The sequence below is a fragment of the Mycobacterium sp. E802 genome, assembly GCF_001666875.1.
Classification (GTDB): domain Bacteria; phylum Actinomycetota; class Actinomycetes; order Mycobacteriales; family Mycobacteriaceae; genus Mycobacterium.
In genome coordinates, this window is the sequence record NZ_LZJD01000066.1 from 28,366 (window position 1) to 43,372 (window position 15,007).

Annotated in this window: 14 protein-coding genes and 2 pseudogenes; 12 read left to right on the forward strand and 4 right to left on the reverse strand. The window is 64.3% G+C overall.

Annotated features, from left to right (window positions below; all coding sequences use genetic code 11):
- Positions 1–23: 23 nt before the first annotated feature.
- From A5699_RS09860 to A5699_RS09890, 8 genes and pseudogenes are all read left to right on the forward strand, one after another.
- Positions 24–1,553, forward strand: coding sequence for an AMP-binding protein (locus A5699_RS09860; RefSeq protein WP_067768667.1), 1,530 nt, complete (start codon positions 24–26; stop codon positions 1,551–1,553).
- Positions 1,550–1,768 carry an acyl carrier protein gene (locus A5699_RS09865; protein ID WP_067768669.1) on the forward strand — a complete coding sequence of 73 codons (219 nt, stop codon included), beginning with the start codon at positions 1,550–1,552 and terminating at the stop codon, positions 1,766–1,768. Before A5699_RS09860 ends, A5699_RS09865 begins: the two co-directional genes overlap by 4 nt.
- Positions 1,750–3,153, forward strand: a pseudogene (locus A5699_RS09870) (flavin monoamine oxidase family protein); the annotation flags it as partial. The gene A5699_RS09865 and the pseudogene A5699_RS09870, both read left to right, overlap by 19 nt.
- A complete protein-coding gene (locus tag A5699_RS09875) occupies positions 3,153–4,571 on the forward strand; it encodes a KamA family radical SAM protein (RefSeq protein WP_067768670.1) in 1,419 nt (472 codons plus the stop codon). The pseudogene A5699_RS09870 and the gene A5699_RS09875, both read left to right, overlap by 1 nt.
- On the forward strand, positions 4,568–5,416 hold the full coding sequence (locus tag A5699_RS09880) for a hypothetical protein (RefSeq protein WP_067768672.1): 849 nt from the start codon (positions 4,568–4,570) through the stop codon (positions 5,414–5,416). The genes A5699_RS09875 and A5699_RS09880 overlap by 4 nt, the downstream gene beginning before the upstream one ends.
- A 37-nt stretch (positions 5,417–5,453) precedes the next feature.
- Positions 5,454–5,600: a hypothetical protein gene (locus A5699_RS29065; protein ID WP_157561182.1), complete on the forward strand. Its 147-nt coding sequence runs from the start codon at positions 5,454–5,456 to the stop codon at positions 5,598–5,600.
- Positions 5,601–5,677: 77 nt separating this feature from the next.
- Complete coding sequence (locus A5699_RS09885; protein WP_231965666.1) at positions 5,678–6,946, forward strand: xylan 1,4-beta-xylosidase; 1,269 nt, start codon at positions 5,678–5,680, stop codon at positions 6,944–6,946.
- A gap of 17 nt (positions 6,947–6,963) precedes the next feature.
- Positions 6,964–7,674 (forward strand): glycoside hydrolase family 16 protein, encoded by a 711-nt coding sequence (locus A5699_RS09890; protein ID WP_231965667.1) that lies wholly within the window; start codon positions 6,964–6,966, stop codon positions 7,672–7,674.
- Positions 7,675–7,695: 21 nt separating this feature from the next.
- On the opposite strand, the gene A5699_RS09895 is transcribed toward A5699_RS09890, so the two are convergent.
- From A5699_RS09895 to kstD, 3 genes are read right to left on the reverse strand one after another with little or no spacing between them, the layout of a single operon-like run.
- A complete protein-coding gene (locus A5699_RS09895) occupies positions 7,696–8,658 on the reverse strand; it encodes an endonuclease/exonuclease/phosphatase family protein (RefSeq protein WP_231965668.1) in 963 nt (320 codons plus the stop codon).
- Positions 8,659–8,718: 60 nt separating this feature from the next.
- A complete protein-coding gene (locus tag A5699_RS09900; RefSeq protein ID WP_067768676.1) occupies positions 8,719–9,579 on the reverse strand; it encodes a MaoC family dehydratase in 861 nt (286 codons plus the stop codon).
- On the reverse strand, positions 9,580–11,259 hold the full coding sequence (gene kstD / locus A5699_RS09905; RefSeq protein ID WP_067768698.1) for a 3-oxosteroid 1-dehydrogenase: 1,680 nt from the start codon (positions 11,257–11,259) through the stop codon (positions 9,580–9,582).
- Positions 11,260–11,332: 73 nt separating this feature from the next.
- On the opposite strand from kstD, the gene A5699_RS09910 reads away from it, so the two are divergent.
- From A5699_RS09910 to dmpG, 3 genes are read left to right on the forward strand one after another with little or no spacing between them, the layout of a single operon-like run.
- Positions 11,333–12,118, forward strand: a complete 786-nt coding sequence (locus A5699_RS09910; RefSeq protein WP_067768678.1) for a 2-keto-4-pentenoate hydratase — start codon at positions 11,333–11,335, stop codon at positions 12,116–12,118.
- Between the two features lie 12 nt (positions 12,119–12,130).
- On the forward strand, positions 12,131–13,042 hold the full coding sequence (locus tag A5699_RS09915) for an acetaldehyde dehydrogenase (acetylating) (RefSeq protein WP_067768680.1): 912 nt from the start codon (positions 12,131–12,133) through the stop codon (positions 13,040–13,042).
- Positions 13,039–14,091: a 4-hydroxy-2-oxovalerate aldolase gene (gene dmpG / locus A5699_RS09920; protein WP_067768682.1), complete on the forward strand. Its 1,053-nt coding sequence runs from the start codon at positions 13,039–13,041 to the stop codon at positions 14,089–14,091. The genes A5699_RS09915 and dmpG overlap by 4 nt, the downstream gene beginning before the upstream one ends.
- On the opposite strand, the gene A5699_RS09925 is transcribed toward dmpG, so the two are convergent.
- On the reverse strand, positions 14,088–14,768 hold the full coding sequence (locus A5699_RS09925) for an alpha/beta hydrolase (protein ID WP_231965669.1): 681 nt from the start codon (positions 14,766–14,768) through the stop codon (positions 14,088–14,090). The two genes, dmpG and A5699_RS09925, sit on opposite strands and share 4 nt — an antisense overlap.
- Positions 14,769–14,817: 49 nt before the next feature.
- On the opposite strand from A5699_RS09925, the pseudogene A5699_RS29545 reads away from it, so the two are divergent.
- Positions 14,818–15,007 (forward strand): annotated as a pseudogene (locus A5699_RS29545) (esterase); the annotation flags it as partial.

Genomic DNA, 15,007 nt, shown 5'->3' on the forward strand with positions numbered 1-15,007 from the left:
CCCTATCAGCCGGTGAGGAAGCCATGTCTCACAACGCTTTTCTTGACACAGATGTCGCAGTCGGCGGCATCGACATCATCGGTGACGTCGTTGCCGACTTCACGGCCGCTGCCCGGAATTGGCCGTACCGGGCTGCAATCGTGCACAACGGATCCGTCATCAGCTATGCCGAACTCGCCACGCGGGTACGTCGCACTGCGCGGCACTATCGCGCCCGCCGATCCGGCGCCGTCGATGCAACCGGTCGGGTCGGGGTGCTCGTCTCTCACCAGCCCACTGTGGTCGACCACCTGCTGGGAACGCTGCGGGCCGGGGCCACCTACTGTCCGATCGACGCCGCGCTGCCCGTTGCCCGCAGGAGTTCAATTGTCGAGGTGATCGGCGTGGACCGGATCGAAAACCCCGACGCCGAAGAACCGAAAGCGGAATTCGTTCTGCCGGTGATGCTATGGCATCAGTGTGACCAAGCCTATGTACTGTGCACGTCGGGTTCCACCGGTGCGCCCAAGCCGGTGATGGTGTCGAGGCAGGCGCTGACGGTGACGGTGCGCGCGCTTCGCAGGTTGTTCGCGATCACCGCCCGGGATCGGGTGCTGCAGTTCGCCTCCCTCGGCTGGGACACGTGCCTCGAAGAAATCCTTCCGGCTCTGACCTCCGGTGCTGCACTGGTTTTCGACGACGCGGCCCATTGCGGCAGCTTTCCGAAGTTCGTCCGCATGCTGGCAGATCAGGAAGTCACCGTGCTCGATCTGCCGACCGCGTTCTGGCACGAGCTCGTGCTGTTCCTGCACGAGGAACGCGCGACATTGCCAGACAGCATCCGACTGGTGATCATCGGGGGGGAGCGGGTCGATCCCACTCGGTTGCGGCAGTGGCGAGAACTCGACGTCGGGTGGATTCGGCTGCTCAACACCTATGGGTGCACCGAGACCACGATGATCACCCACGCCGTGCAGCTCAGCGGTCCTGGTACCGAAGCAGACGTGGCGGCCGACGACACCGACGCACCGCTCGGACGCCCACTGCCGCATGTGCGGGATCACGTCACCGACGAGGGCGAACTACTGGTGTCGGGACCAGGCCTGGCCACCGGGTACCTCGGCCTTCCTGAACTCACCGCGAAAGCGTTCCCGGTCACCGACCATGGCGCAGACCAGACTCGGTGGTTCCGCACCGGTGACTTGGTCGTCCGCGGCGAGCGCGGATTGGTGTATGGCCGGGGCCGTATCGATGAGCAGGTGAAGGTCCTCGGAGTTCGGGTGCATCCAGCCGAGGTCGAGGCGCAACTCACCACTCATCCCGCGGTTTCCGGGGCGGTGGTAGTCGGTGAGCGTCTGTTGGGTGTCACCGCCCTGACCGCCTACGTTGTCGCCTCCGCACCGACCACCCAGGCGGAGCTGAAACGTTACCTGCGAGACCGGCTCCCCGGCCAGTTTGTGCCGGCCAGGGTGAAATTCGTTGCCGGGCTGTCCTATACGTCCAGAGGAAAGGTCGATCGGAGGGCCACGCAGCGCGCCGCAGCGGACCCCGTAAACAAAGGGAGCACAACATGAGCGTCGATCACATCATCGAGATCTTCCGCAGGGTCCTCGATTACAGCGAGGTGAATGCGCACTCCGACTTCTTCGAACTCGGCGGTGACTCACTTCTGGCCACCCGTGTGCTCAGTGCGATAGCCCGAGACCACGGACCGGAGCTGCTGTACGAAGACTTCGTCGAGAGTCCGTCACCTGCAGGTCTGTTCGACAAAGTCGCCGAGCTGGTCTGATGAGCGCGGCAGACATGCGGGTCGTGGTGGTCGGCGCCGGTCTGGCCGGGCTCACCGCTGCCGTCGATCTGGTGGCGGCGGGCGCGGAGGTGACCGTGCTCGAGGCGCGGGACCGGGTCGGCGGCCGCATGCACGGAGTTCCCCTGTCGGCAGGTGTGGCCGCCGACGGAGGTGCGGCCTATCTGGGCGTGCGGCACACCGAATTGCTCGGATTGCTTCGGGAACATGAACTTGAGGTTGTCTCGACCGGAATGTCCGGTGACAGCACGTTCCTGATCTCAGACCGTCGCACCACGACGTCAAGTCGCGTGCCGCCGTTGGATGCGGTTGCTCTCGGTGATCTGTTCGACCAGCTGGAGGAGTTGGTCGCCCAGATTCGTCCCGATGCGCCATGGCTGAGCCCGAGAGCCGACGTACTCGATCGGCTGTCCGCGGCACGTTGGCTGGCCGATCACGTCACGCATCGGGACGCACAGACCTTCTTCCCGTTGTTCCTCGGCGAGATGATGGCGGCCGATCCGACCGCGATCTCTGCGCTGCACATGGCCTTCTATCTGCACTCGGGCGGAGGCATCCGCTATCTCAACGCGTTCGAAGGCGGAGCCCAACAGTGGCGGGTCGACGGTGGCGCGCATCTGTTGGCTCAGGCCCTCGCGAAGCAGCTCGGAGACCGAGTGCTCTTGAGCAGCCCGGTCTGTGCGATCGATCAGGACACCGACGATGTTGTGGTGCGGTGCCATTCGAATGGGCAGGCATCTCCCCGCGAGTACCGAGCAGACCGGGTGATCGTCGCCATTCCGCCGTTGTTGGCCCAGCAGATCGAGTTCACGCCTGCCCTGCGAGAGCCGAGGGCGACGATGGCCACCGGACGCGGCTGCGCCGTCAAAGTGCACCTGGGCTATCCGGCTCCGGTCTGGCGCGAACAGGGCCTCTCCGGATGGTCCGTGAGTAGTGACGGACCATTGTTGTCGACCGTCGACGATTCGCCACGCGACGAATCAGCCGGAGTACTCACGGGATTCGTCACCGGATCGGCGGCCGCGGCATTCTCTGGGCTGCCGCCGGTCTTGCAGCGAGATGCTGCGCTGGCCCATACCCGCCGACTGTTTCCGCAATTGCCGGTACCGACACACTGCACGGTGACGGACTGGCTGACCGAGAAGTACAGCAGAGGCTGTTACGCCGCACTGTTCGGCCCGGGTGACTGGCTGCGGCTGGGACCGACCCTGACCGAGCCGCATGGACGGGTGCACTGGGCGGGTACCGAGACCAGTCTGGAGTTCTTCGGGCTGATGGAAGGTGCGATCAGATCGGGCCGCCGGGTCGTCACCGAACTGATCCACGGCACGGAGTCGGCGATCATCTCGCGAAAGGCATTGGTCTGATGACAACCCTCATTGAACGGCCGCATGCCGGTTTTACCGCAGCCGCCGACCAGCCATACACCTATGTAAGGACCCAGCTGTTCGAACCGGACTGGCGACGGTACCCGGGGTGGGCGACGGTGACCGAGTCCGATTGGCAAGACGCGCAATGGCAACGGGCGCATTCGATCAAAAGCATCGCTCAGTTGCGTGAGGTGGCCGGCTCTCTGCTCGACGAGCGGTTCTACGCCGATCTGGCCGCCGATCAACAACAGCGGGCCACCATGTCGATGTTGCTACCGCCGCAGATGCTCAACACCATGGCCCCCCACTGCGCATCAGAACGGCGAAACTTCACCGAGGCGTTCTATGCCGACCCGATCCGTCGTTACATGCTGCCGGTGTTCAGCGATCGCGACCCACAATGGTGCTCACATCCGTACGCCGAGCGAGATTCGTTGCACGAGAGCGACATGTGGGTCGTGGAAGGGCTGACCCATCGATATCCGACGAAGGTGCTGGCCGAGATGGTCTCCACCTGCCCGCAATACTGCGGGCACTGCACCCGGATGGATCTGATCGGGAACTCCACGCCCTCGGTCAGCAAGGCCAAATTGACCTTGCAGCCCATTGACCGGCAGCAACGAATGCTGGAATACCTGCGCGCCACTCCGACGGTCCGCGATGTCGTGGTTTCCGGAGGCGATGTGGCGAACCTTCCCTGGCCGCGGCTGGAAACGTTTGTGTTGCAGCTGCTGGAGATCGACACCATCCGCGACATTCGTCTGGCGACCAAGGCGCTGGTGGCGCTGCCGCAGCACTGGCTACAGGCAAAGGTGCTCGACGGCGTCCACCGGGTGGCGCAGATTGCCGCTGCGCGTGGTGTCAATCTGGCCCTGCACACCCACATCAACCATGTGCAGTCGGTGACTCCCTCGGTCGGCGCCGCCGCGCGAGCCCTTCTCGGTGCCGGACTGCGTGACGTCCGCAACCAGGGAGTGTTGATGCGCGGCGTCAACGCCACCTCTGCGGACCTGCTGGACCTGTGCTTCGCGTTGCAGGGCGAGGCCAACATACTGCCGTACTACTTCTATATGTGCGACATGATTCCCCACGCCGAACACTGGCGGATCGCCTTGTGGGAAGCGCAACAACTGCAGTTGGAAATCATGGGTTACCTGCCGGGCTTTGCCACCCCGCGACTCGTGTGCGACGTTCCCCTTGTCGGCAAGCGCTGGGTTCATCAGGTGGTGTATTACGACCGGATTCGAGGCATATCCCACTGGAGCAAGAATTACCGCACCGGTTTGGAGGGCACGGACATCGATGCGCTGCACCGGGTTTACCCGTACTACGACCCGATCGGAAGTCTGCCCGCTTCGGGACAGGCGTGGTGGCGGCAGAATTGCCGTCAGTTCTGTGACGAGCCGGCGCCATGACCGTCGCTCTGACCGAGATCACGGATGCTGACGTGGGCGAGGTGGCAGAATTCCTGCGCACCAACCACAATCACCGCGTTCCCTGGACAGCATCGTGCTCGACGATGCCGTGGAAGGTCCAGGCGCCCAATCGCGGGTTCATGCTTCGGGACGGGCATCGGGTTGTCGGCACCTTGTTGGCGCTGTACTCCGAACGGATGATCGCCGGACGCCTCGAACGCTTCTGCAACATGAGCTCCTGGTGCGTGCTTCCCGATTACCGGTCTCGAAGTATCTTGTTACTGAAAGCACTGCTGGCACAGGATGATTACCACTTCACCGTCCTGTCACCCGACGAGGGACCACAGGAAATACTTGCGTGGCACAAATTTCGGTTCCTCGACACCTCTGCGGCGTTCATTCCCAACCTGCCCTGGCCCACCATTCCCGGCCGAACGAAGGTCAGTGCCGACCCGGCGGTGCTGGAGCGGACACTCGCCGGAACGGAACTGCAGATCTACCGCGATCACGCGCATGCGCTCGCCGCGCACCATGTCGTCCTCACCCGGGGGCGGGAATCCTGCTACGTCATGTACCGGGAGTTCCGACGCCGAGGGCTGCCGTTGTTTGCAATCATCCTGTATGTCTCTGATCCGGAACTGTTCCACCGGATGTTGATCCCACTGACCCGTCATCTGTTGGTGCGCCGTGGGCTGGTCGCCACTCTGGCCGAGCAACGGATCATCGAGCGCAATCCGCTTCTGTCGCTTCGCCTGACCAACTGGGCCAAGATGTACCGCAGCACCAGCCTGGGTGCCGAGCAGATCGACTACCTCTACAGCGAACTCGTCTGCGTGCCCTGGTAGCGGAATGAATGGTTCGAAACAAAGGAGTTGGGCCGACATGATCGAAGTGCTCATACGAACAGCGGCAGTCCTGACCGGGTCGGCCACCGCGATCTTCGTGATTCTCATCGCTCTCGACGTCGGCCTGTATGTCAAGCTCCGTTCGAGCATTCCGCAGGGTCCGCATCAAGAGCCGATCATCTGACACCAGTCATGGCTGCGCGACATCCTGTGCCCCCGAATCGGTTACGTCGACGACGCACGGCGCGCCGGTGGGTCGCCGTGGCGACCTCGCTATGTGCGGTGGTGATGATCGTCGTTGCGGCCCTGTTCTTCTGGTCTCCGCGGCTGCCCGCCTCCGAATGGCGCGGAAACGCGGGCTGGCCCGGTTGGGGGTTCACCCACACCCAGTTCAGCGCGGACAGCGGTGAGACTGCGGCTGTCGCCACCGCCGAGACGGCGATCGGTTCGGTGCCCATGATTCAGGCACAGGCGATCATGGGCTGGGGCGTGGACAACCCTGAGCCTTCGCCTGGCCAATACGATTTCCGCACCTTGGACCGACGGATGGATTTCATCCGCCGTAGCGGCGGGGTTCCGGTGGTGGTGTTGTGTTGCGCTCCGGACTGGATGAAAGGCGGGCAGGCGGGAGGCACCGACTGGGACCGGTTGGAGGACGCGCCGCGTCCCGAACATTTCGCCGACTTCGCAATCCTGAGCGCCGAGATTGCCAAGCGCTATCCCTACGTGCGCCACTTCCTGGTCTGGAACGAGTTCAAAGGGTTCTTCGATCACGAGCACAAGACCTGGGACGCAAGGAAATACGTCGAGCTCTACAACCGGGTGTACGACGCAGTGAAAGAGGTGAACCCGGGCAATCAGGTCGGCGGCCCGTACCTGGACTTCGCCCAGCCGTTCGATGCCTCGCACAGTTCACCCTATTTGGCCGGTCCGTGGGGTTCGGTCGACCGAAGAGTCCTCGACGCGTTCGATTACTGGAACCACCATCGCCGGGGGGCCGATTTCGTCGTGGTCGACGGGCATGCCATCACCGGTGACGGCGTGGAAAGCGAGTTCGCGGCGTTGAAGAAGTTCGCCGCCGTCAACGGTTGGCTGCGAACCCAGGTCGACCTGCCCATCTGGTGGGCCGAATGGTATGTCGAGCCGTCCCATGCCGATTGGACAGCCGAGCGCCAGGTTGCGTTGCGGGTCGCCGCGATGATCGAGCTCGCCGGTAGCGGAGCGGACACGGCTCTGTATTGGAACCCGCGTCCGGACGACCCGGGCTGTGCCACCTGTCTGTGGACCGACACCCGTATGCCCGACGGGGGGCGTCCGCTGCCGTTTCTCACCGACTTCCTCCAGCGCTTCGTCCAGTCTTTTCCACCGGACGTCGACCGACGGATGCTCGAGAGCGCGGACGGGTTGCTCGCACTTGCCTCCGACCGGACCTACGTGGTCGTCAACACCACGGACCGGAACGTCACTGCCGTTGTCGATGGGCGTCAGATCGATTTCTCGGCTTATCAGTCGCGATGGGTCAGCCGATGAACTCCCATAGGGTTCTCGTGTCGCTCGCTGTGATGGCCTGGGTAGCGGCCGGGGCGCTCGGCTCGCCGCCCGGACAGGCGCACGCCTCGGACAATTGTCCGACGACGGCAGCTATGGCCTACGGCTGGGGTGCACCGAACAGGTCCGACGATTTCGACGGATCATCGCTGTCCGGATGGGACCTCTATGACGGTCCGGGACACGCGGGTAACGGTCGACGCACCCCGGACGCGGTATCTGTCGCCGACGGTGTCCTCACGATCACCGGTGACGCGCAGGGTAATTCCGAGGGAATGTCATGGGTTCCAGGTCAGCGATACGGCCGCTGGGAAGTATGCGCGAGGTCGCCTGCCGCGTCACCGAACTACCACTCCGTCTTGTTGCTGTGGCCGGCGGGTCCGGACGGCGGTGAGATCGACTTCATGGAAATCGCCGATCCGAGCCGGCAGAGCGTCGACGGGTTCGTGCACTACGGAGACGCCCGGCAAGAGGCCGGCCACATCCGAATCGACGCCACCCAGTGGCACAGTTGGGCTGTCGAGTGGGGTCCCCGACGAATCGCCATGTTCGTCGACGGAACGGAGTGGTGGGAAACCACCACGGCCGCTCACATTCCGAGCGGTCTGATGCGGATGTGCATGCAGGTCGACAACTTCGGCGGAGACGTCAGCCAGGGTGGCCAGCAAGTTGTCGATTGGGCACGGGAATATCCGCTCGGCAGCCCTTGAGAATCGAGATGCAGCGCTCGTTCAGTCCGATGGTGGTGACTTCGGGATCATCACGGTGGAGAGCAGACCCCGATGGTCTGAGCCGGGAATCTCGATCGTTTGAAGCGATGTCGCGGTGCAGTGACGAGTCAAGACGTGATCGATGGCCAGGAACGGTGGTAGCCATGAGTCGGCGGGGAAGGTGGCCTGGATCCCGGCCCCGGATTGCTCGGCCGCACCCCGATAACCATTGCGCAGCAAGCGTCGAAACGCACGCATGTCGTTGGTGCTGTTCAGATCTCCGGCGACCACCACGGCACCGTCGCCCGATGCGGCGCCAACCTCGTTCAAGGTGGTCGGCAGATGGTCGATGTCCTGTCGCCAGCCGTCGATTGCTTGCGGCCACGGACCCGGCAGGTGCACGACGAGGACGCTGGGATCGATCGACACGCCTGCGACGTGTAGACGGGCGGCGACGAACGCCATGCTGTAGCCGGCGATGTTCTTCTTGTCGTGCAATGGAAACCGGCTCCACAAGCCGACTCCGGATGCCCCGTGTCGTGCATCGAGCCAGCGGTATCGGAATACCGTGTCCAGCCCGGAGACCGACAGACGCTCGACTTCACGTGGTGTGAGCTCTTGGAACGCCAGGATGTCGGCCTGTGCCTCAGCCAATTTCACCAAACGGTCGGAATCTGCCAGTCCGTTGCGGAGATTCGCGGTCAACACCCGAATCGCGACAGCACCGGCGAGTTCGACATCCGCACGCAGATACAGCGGAGCCTGAGCCCCGAGCATCGCAATGCTCACGGTGACCGCGAGTGCGGCGAGCACCGGGTGGCGGCCCATGATCAGCAGGACCACGGCCACCAGCCCGCACAACATCAGGTAGGGCGAAAGAGCTGCCGTGATGAGCACGAAGTGGTTGGTGACCGGCAGATATCGCGATGCCAGGGCCCAACCTGCAATCGTGAACGCAACGAGCCCGACGGCCGTCTTGAGCACCACCGAATCGTAGAATTCAGACCCGGTGCGTGGGCTCCGTTTTAGCCTTGAGGGCCAGTGTCAAACCGCTGTCAGTTCCACACCTGAGAGCACCACGGCGTTGTCCCGCGACGGTGCGGTGAGCACGCCGATGAACTTGCCGTCTTGCTTCCAGATGTTGGCCTGCAGCGTCTCGCCGGGGAACACCACGCCGGCGAACCGGGCACCATAGGACGCCACCTGAGACACGTCACCGTCGAGCAAGTTGTCGACGATGGCCTTGCAGCCGATGCCGTAGGTGCACAGCCCGTGCAGGATCGGCCGGTCGAAACCGGCGGCCTTGGCGAACGCCGGGTCCGAGTGCAGCGGGTTGCGGTCACCGCACAGCCGATACAGCAGGGCCTGCTGCGGCAGCGTCGGCAACGCGATCTCGATATCCGGTGCGCGATCGGGCAATTCGGCCGAGGTGGCCGGGCCACGTTCGCCGCCGAAACCGCCTTCGCCGCGGGCGAAGATCGACCGCTTGGTGGTCCACAGCACCGTGCCGGATTCATCGGTCACCGTGGATTCGCTGACGATGACGGCGGCCTTGCCCTTGTCCCAGATCTCGGTGAAGCGCTGCACCGACTTGGCGGTGCCGCTGGTCGGGATCGGGCCGGGCACGCTGACCGCCTCGCTGGCGTGCAGCACCTTGGACAGCTCGATGTCGATGCCGGGGAACTGCACCTTGGGCGGCTCGGTCATGTGGAAACTGGCGGCCACATTGCCGAACGTCGGCAGCACCTGCGGGGTGTCGTCGACGAGGTAGCGCAGTTCACGTGCGCTCATCGGATCGGCGCCCGCGCCCAGGCCCAGGTGGTACAGCTGAATGTCGCTGCTGGTCCAGGAGAACTCGATGGGTTCCAGCTCGGCGCCCAGCGCCTTGTCGAGATCGATCGGCATCTATTTCTTCCCTGCAATGTCGAGTGCGGCGAGGTATCCCCAGGTCATGGCGGGACCGATGGTGCCGCCGGGGCCGGGATAGGTGTGACCCATCACCGGTGAGCTGACGTTACCCGCGGCGTAGAGGCCCTCGATCACGGAGTCGTCGTCGCGCAGCGCCCGTCCGTGCACATCGGTCCGGATACCGCCCTTGGTGCCCAGGTCGCCGGGCACCATCTTGGCCGCGTAGAACGGGCCGTGCTTGATCTCACCGAGGTTGGGGTTGGGCTTGTTGGTCGGATCGCCGTAGTAGCGGTCGTACGCGCTGTCGCCCCGGTGGAAGTCCTCGTCCACCCCCGAGCGGGCGAAGCCGTTGAACCGGTCGATGGTGGCGGCGAACGCGTCGGCGGGCAGGCCGGTCTTGGCGGCCAGCTCCTCGAGGGTGTCGGCCTTGACGATGACGCCGGATTCCAGCCACTTCTTCGGAATACGTTGTCCGGGCTGCAGGCCCGCGAAGATGAAGCGGTCGCGGTACTGCTGGTCGAAGATCAGCCAGGCCGGGATGTTCTCGCCGGGGCCCGCACCCTGGCCGTACTGGCCGCCGTACATGTGGTGCACGGCCTCGACGTACGGCATCGACTCATTCATGAATCGCTTGCCGGCCATGTTGACGATGATCGAGCCGGGGGAGTTGCGCTCGGACAGCGCGAACCACGGGGAGTCGACCAACGGAACGGTCGGTCCCCACCAGGAGTCCTCCATGAATTCGAGTGCCGCGCCTTGCTTTTCGGCGGCCAAGATGCCGTCGCCGGTGTTGGCGACCGCGCCCACGGTCCACTCGGTGGTGATGGGCGCCCGCTGGTACTTCACCCGCATCTGCTCGTTGTGCTCGAATCCGCCCGAGCCCAGGATCACGCCGCGACGGGCGCGGATCAGTTGCGGTTCGGCATTTGCGTCGCGGGGATCGACAACGTAGATGCCGCGGACCACGCCATCCTCGACGTAGAGATCCGTCAACGCGGTGTTCAGCAGGACCGGGACGCCGGCCTTCTGCAGGCCGATGCGCAGCGGGGCGATGAGCGCACGGCCCATGCCGACCAGGTTCTTGCCGGTGGCGTTGGCCCACACGGAGCGGACGCCGACCTTGATGCTGCGCAGCACACCGCGGGGATGACGCTTGAGCTGGTTGAGCCGGACGTAATCCTGCTGCATCACCACCATGTTCATCGGCACCTTGCCGTACGGCGGCTCCAGGCCCTTCTCGTCGACGCCGAGCTTCTTGGCGTTGAACGGCTTGGGCTCCACCGAGCGACCGGTGGGCTTCCCGCCCGGGGTCTCGGGGTAGTAATCGGAGTAGCCGGGCACCCAGCACAGCTTGAGCGGCGAGTGCTTGAGGACGAACGACAGCATCTCCGGCGACCGGTCGAGATAGGTGTCGATCTTCTCCGCGGGCACCACGTCACCGATGATTTTGTGCAGGTAAGTACGTGCGGCGTCGGGGGTGTCCTTCACGCCGTCCCGTTTCAAAATCTCGTTGTTCGGGATCCACACCCCGCCACCTGACCGCGCAGTGGAACCTCCATAGTGCGGGGCCTTTTCTACGACTACTGTCGAGAGGCCCTGGTGGGCAGCGGTGAGGGCGGCGACCATGCCGGCAGCCCCGCTACCGACCACGACGACGTCATACTCCTGTCCAGTCATGTAGAACACGTTATAGAATTGGCCGGCGTTACAACAACACCCCCGGTCAAAGAAGTGAGGGGACTTCACCAGAATGCTTAGTGACGAGGTGCGCGCCCAGCTGGCCGCCGACCTGGCCCAGGCCGAGCGCAGCCGGGTTCCGCTGACCCCGTTGACCGATGGCCATCCCGATATCGATGTGGTGGATGCCTACGAGATCCAGCTGATCAACATCCGCCAACGGGTGGCCGAGGGCGCCAAGATCGTCGGCCACAAAGTCGGTCTGTCCAGCAAGGCGATGCAGGACATGATGGGCGTCGAAGAGCCGGACTACGGCCACCTCCTCGACGAGATGGAGGTCTTCGAAGACGTTCCGGTCAAGTCCGGGCGATTCTTGTACCCCCGGGTCGAGGTCGAGGTCGGATTCATCCTGGCCGACGACCTGCCCGGCGCGGGTTGCACCGAGGAGGATGTGCTGGCGGCGACGGCCGCATTCGCCCCGGCGATCGAGTTGATCGACACCCGCATCACCAACTGGCAGATCAAGTTGTGCGACACCATCGCCGACAACGCTTCCAGCGCCGGCTGGGTGTTGGGGGAGGCGCGGGTCTCGCCCAAGGACATCGATATCTGCAACATCGACGCCGTGCTGACCAATCACGGCGAGGTCGTGGCCGAGGGACGCAGCGATGCGGTGCTGGGAAATCCGGTGACTGCGGTGGCCTGGCTGGCCCGCAAGGTGGAGAGCTTCGGGGTGCGTCTGAAGGCCGGGGACATCGTGTTGCCGGGCTCGTGCACGCGTGCGATAGATGCACCTCCGGGCAGCGATTTCGTCGCGGACTTCGCCGGGTTAGGTTCAGTAAGACTGAGTTTCGAATAAGGGAGCCGTTTTATGGCTGAGAAAGCATCTGTTGCCATTGTCGGGTCGGGCAACATCAGCACCGACCTGCTGTACAAACTGCTGCGCTCGGAGTGGCTTGAGCCGCGCTGGATGATCGGCATCGATCCGGAGTCCGAGGGTCTGGCCCGGGCCCGCAAACTCGGTTTGGAGACCTCCCATGAGGGGGTGGACTGGCTGCTGGCCCAGGACGAGAAGCCGGACCTGGTGTTCGAAGCCACCAGCGCCTACGTCCACCGCGACGCCGCGCCACGCTATGAAGAGGCCGGAATCCGGGCGATCGACCTGACCCCGGCCGCCGTCGGCCCCGGCGTCATTCCGCCGGCGAACTTGCGCGCGCACCTCGATGCGCCCAACGTCAACATGGTCACCTGCGGTGGCCAGGCCACCATCCCGATGGTCTACGCCGTCAGCCGTGTGGTGGACGTGCCCTACGCCGAGATCGTGGCGTCGGTGTCGTCGGCCTCGGCCGGGCCGGGCACCCGGGCCAACATCGACGAGTTCACCAAGACCACCAGTGCCGGTGTGCAGAACATCGGTGGCGCCCGCAAGGGCAAGGCGATCATCATCCTGAATCCGGCCGAGCCGCCGATGATCATGCGCGACACCATCTTCTGCGCTATTCCGGAAGACGCTGACCACGCCGCGATCACCCAGTCGATCAAGGACGTCGTGGCCGAGGTGCAGACCTATGTCCCGGGCTACCGGTTGCTGAACGAGCCGCAGTTCGACGAGCCATCGGTGGTCAACGGCGGCAACCACCTGGTCACTGTGTTCGTGGAGGTGGAGGGTGCGGGTGACTACCTGCCGCCCTACGCTGGAAATCTGGACATCATGACCGCCGCGGCCACCAAGGTGGGCGAGGAGATCGCCAAAGAACGTGCCTCGGCAGGAGCGCAAGCATGAGTGACATTTTCTTCAATCCGATCTGGGACGTCCGGATGACCGACACGTCGCTGCGCGACGGGTCGCATCACAAGCGGCACCAGTTCACCAAGGACGAGGTCGGTGCCATCGTCGCCGCCCTGGACACCGCCGGCGTCCCGGTCATCGAGGTCACCCACGGTGACGGTCTGGGCGGGTCGAGCTTCAACTACGGGTTCTCCAAGACTCCGGAGCAAGAGCTGATCAAGCTCGCCGCCGAAACCGCCAAGGAAGCCAAGATCGCCTTCCTGATGCTGCCCGGTGTGGGCACCAAGGAAGACATCAAGGAAGCCCAGAACAACGGTGGCTCGATCTGCCGCATCGCGACGCACTGCACCGAGGCCGACGTCTCGATTCAGCACTTCGGTCTGGCTCGGGAACTCGGTCTGGAGACCGTGGGCTTCTTGATGATGAGCCACACCATCAGCCCGGAGAAGCTGGCCAAGCAGGCCCGCATCATGGCCGACGCCGGCTGCCAGTGCGTCTACGTCGTCGACTCGGCCGGCGCGTTGGTGCTCGAGGGTGTCGCCGACCGGGTCAGCGCGCTGGTCGCCGAACTCGGTGACGACGCGCAGGTGGGCTTCCATGGTCACGAGAACCTCGGCCTGGGCGTCGCGAACTCGATAGAGGCCGTGCGCGCCGGTGCCAAGCAGATCGACGGATCGTGCCGGAGGTTCGGTGCGGGTGCGGGTAATGCACCCGTCGAGGCGCTCATCGGAGTGTTCGACAAGATCGGCGTCAAGACCGGCATCGACTTCTTCGACATCGCCGACGCCGCCGAAGAGGTTGTCGCCCCGGCCATGCCCGCCGAGTGCCTGCTGGACCGCAACGCGCTCATCATGGGTTATTCGGGGGTGTACTCCAGCTTCCTCAAGCACGCCATCCGTCAGTCCGAGCGGTACGGCGTTCCCGCACATGAGCTCCTGCACCGCGCCGGACAGCGCAAGCTGATCGGTGGTCAGGAGGACCAATTGATCGACATCGCCCTGGAGATCAAGCGCGAGCGGGAAGCCGAGAAGGCGAAGGCCTAAACGCTGACGGTCTCGGCATCGTCGGCTTCAGAGACGATGCCGAGCTCGCGGTAGATGTCGTCGCGATAATTCGCCGACTGTGAGTTGATCGGGATCGGTCCGCCCTGCGCCCAGTCGTGGATCTGGCCCATCCCGATCACCACGTCGACGTCGCCGCCGGCATCGACCATCCGCTGTGCGTAGAGCAACGCGCCCGGTGCCGATGATTCGCGCGATCCGATGTAGATCGTGGTCGGCGGCATGCCCTCGGTCGGGCCGACCATCGCATTCCAAAATTCTTCGGGCCCGGTGGACCACTGCGCGTAGTACTCCCTGTCTTCCTCGGTCAGCCACGCGACCGGGTCGTTGACCAGCTCGACGTTGGGATCGGTGTAGATGTCCGGGCCGCTGAGACCGGGGGACAGCAGCACCATGCGCGACGGCACCTTGTTCGCCAGGCAGCTCGAATCGCCATTGCAGTCGCGGACGATCTTCTGCACGGCCAGCGTCGAGAGCGTGCCACCGGCCGAATCCGCATAGATGCTGACGTTCTCGGCGCCGTACTCCTCAATTTGTGCCGCGATGAAATCAGCCATGGGCGGGACCGAGTTCTCCGCGGTGCCGCCGTCGGGAATCAGCGGATAACGCGGGACGACGATCGTAGCGCCGGTCTGCCGTGCCATCTGCGTGTAGTCCATCCAGTGAATGATGTTGGGGTTGTACACGAATCCGCTGCCATGCACGGCAATGACGCGTTCGCCGGTGGGGTTGGGTGGGGTGATCACCACCCCGACCCCGCCGTGGTTCACCACGATCGGACTGGACGTCACCAAAGAGACCTACGAGGGTGGCGACGTCTGGGTGATCACCCCACCCAACCCCACCGGCGAACGCGTCATTGCCGTGCATGGCAGCGGATTCGTGTACAACCCCAACA

Excerpts from the sequence above, each read along its gene's own strand:
- A5699_RS09860 (WP_067768667.1), top strand. The coding sequence starts at position 24 with ATGTCTCACAACGCTTTTCTTGACACAGATGTCGCAGTCGGCGGCATC.
- A5699_RS09865 (WP_067768669.1), top strand. The coding sequence starts at position 1,550 with ATGAGCGTCGATCACATCATCGAGATCTTCCGCAGGGTCCTCGATTAC.
- A5699_RS09875 (WP_067768670.1), top strand. The coding sequence starts at position 3,153 with ATGACAACCCTCATTGAACGGCCGCATGCCGGTTTTACCGCAGCCGCC.
- A5699_RS09880 (WP_067768672.1), top strand. The coding sequence starts at position 4,568 with ATGACCGTCGCTCTGACCGAGATCACGGATGCTGACGTGGGCGAGGTG.
- A5699_RS29065 (WP_157561182.1), top strand. The coding sequence starts at position 5,454 with ATGATCGAAGTGCTCATACGAACAGCGGCAGTCCTGACCGGGTCGGCC.
- A5699_RS09900 (WP_067768676.1), bottom strand. The coding sequence starts at position 9,579 with ATGCCGATCGATCTCGACAAGGCGCTGGGCGCCGAGCTGGAACCCATC.
- kstD (WP_067768698.1), bottom strand. The coding sequence starts at position 11,259 with ATGACTGGACAGGAGTATGACGTCGTCGTGGTCGGTAGCGGGGCTGCC.
- A5699_RS09910 (WP_067768678.1), top strand. The coding sequence starts at position 11,333 with ATGCTTAGTGACGAGGTGCGCGCCCAGCTGGCCGCCGACCTGGCCCAG.
- A5699_RS09915 (WP_067768680.1), top strand. The coding sequence starts at position 12,131 with ATGGCTGAGAAAGCATCTGTTGCCATTGTCGGGTCGGGCAACATCAGC.
- dmpG (WP_067768682.1), top strand. The coding sequence starts at position 13,039 with ATGAGTGACATTTTCTTCAATCCGATCTGGGACGTCCGGATGACCGAC.
- A5699_RS09925 (WP_231965669.1), bottom strand. The coding sequence starts at position 14,768 with ATGGACTACACGCAGATGGCACGGCAGACCGGCGCTACGATCGTCGTC.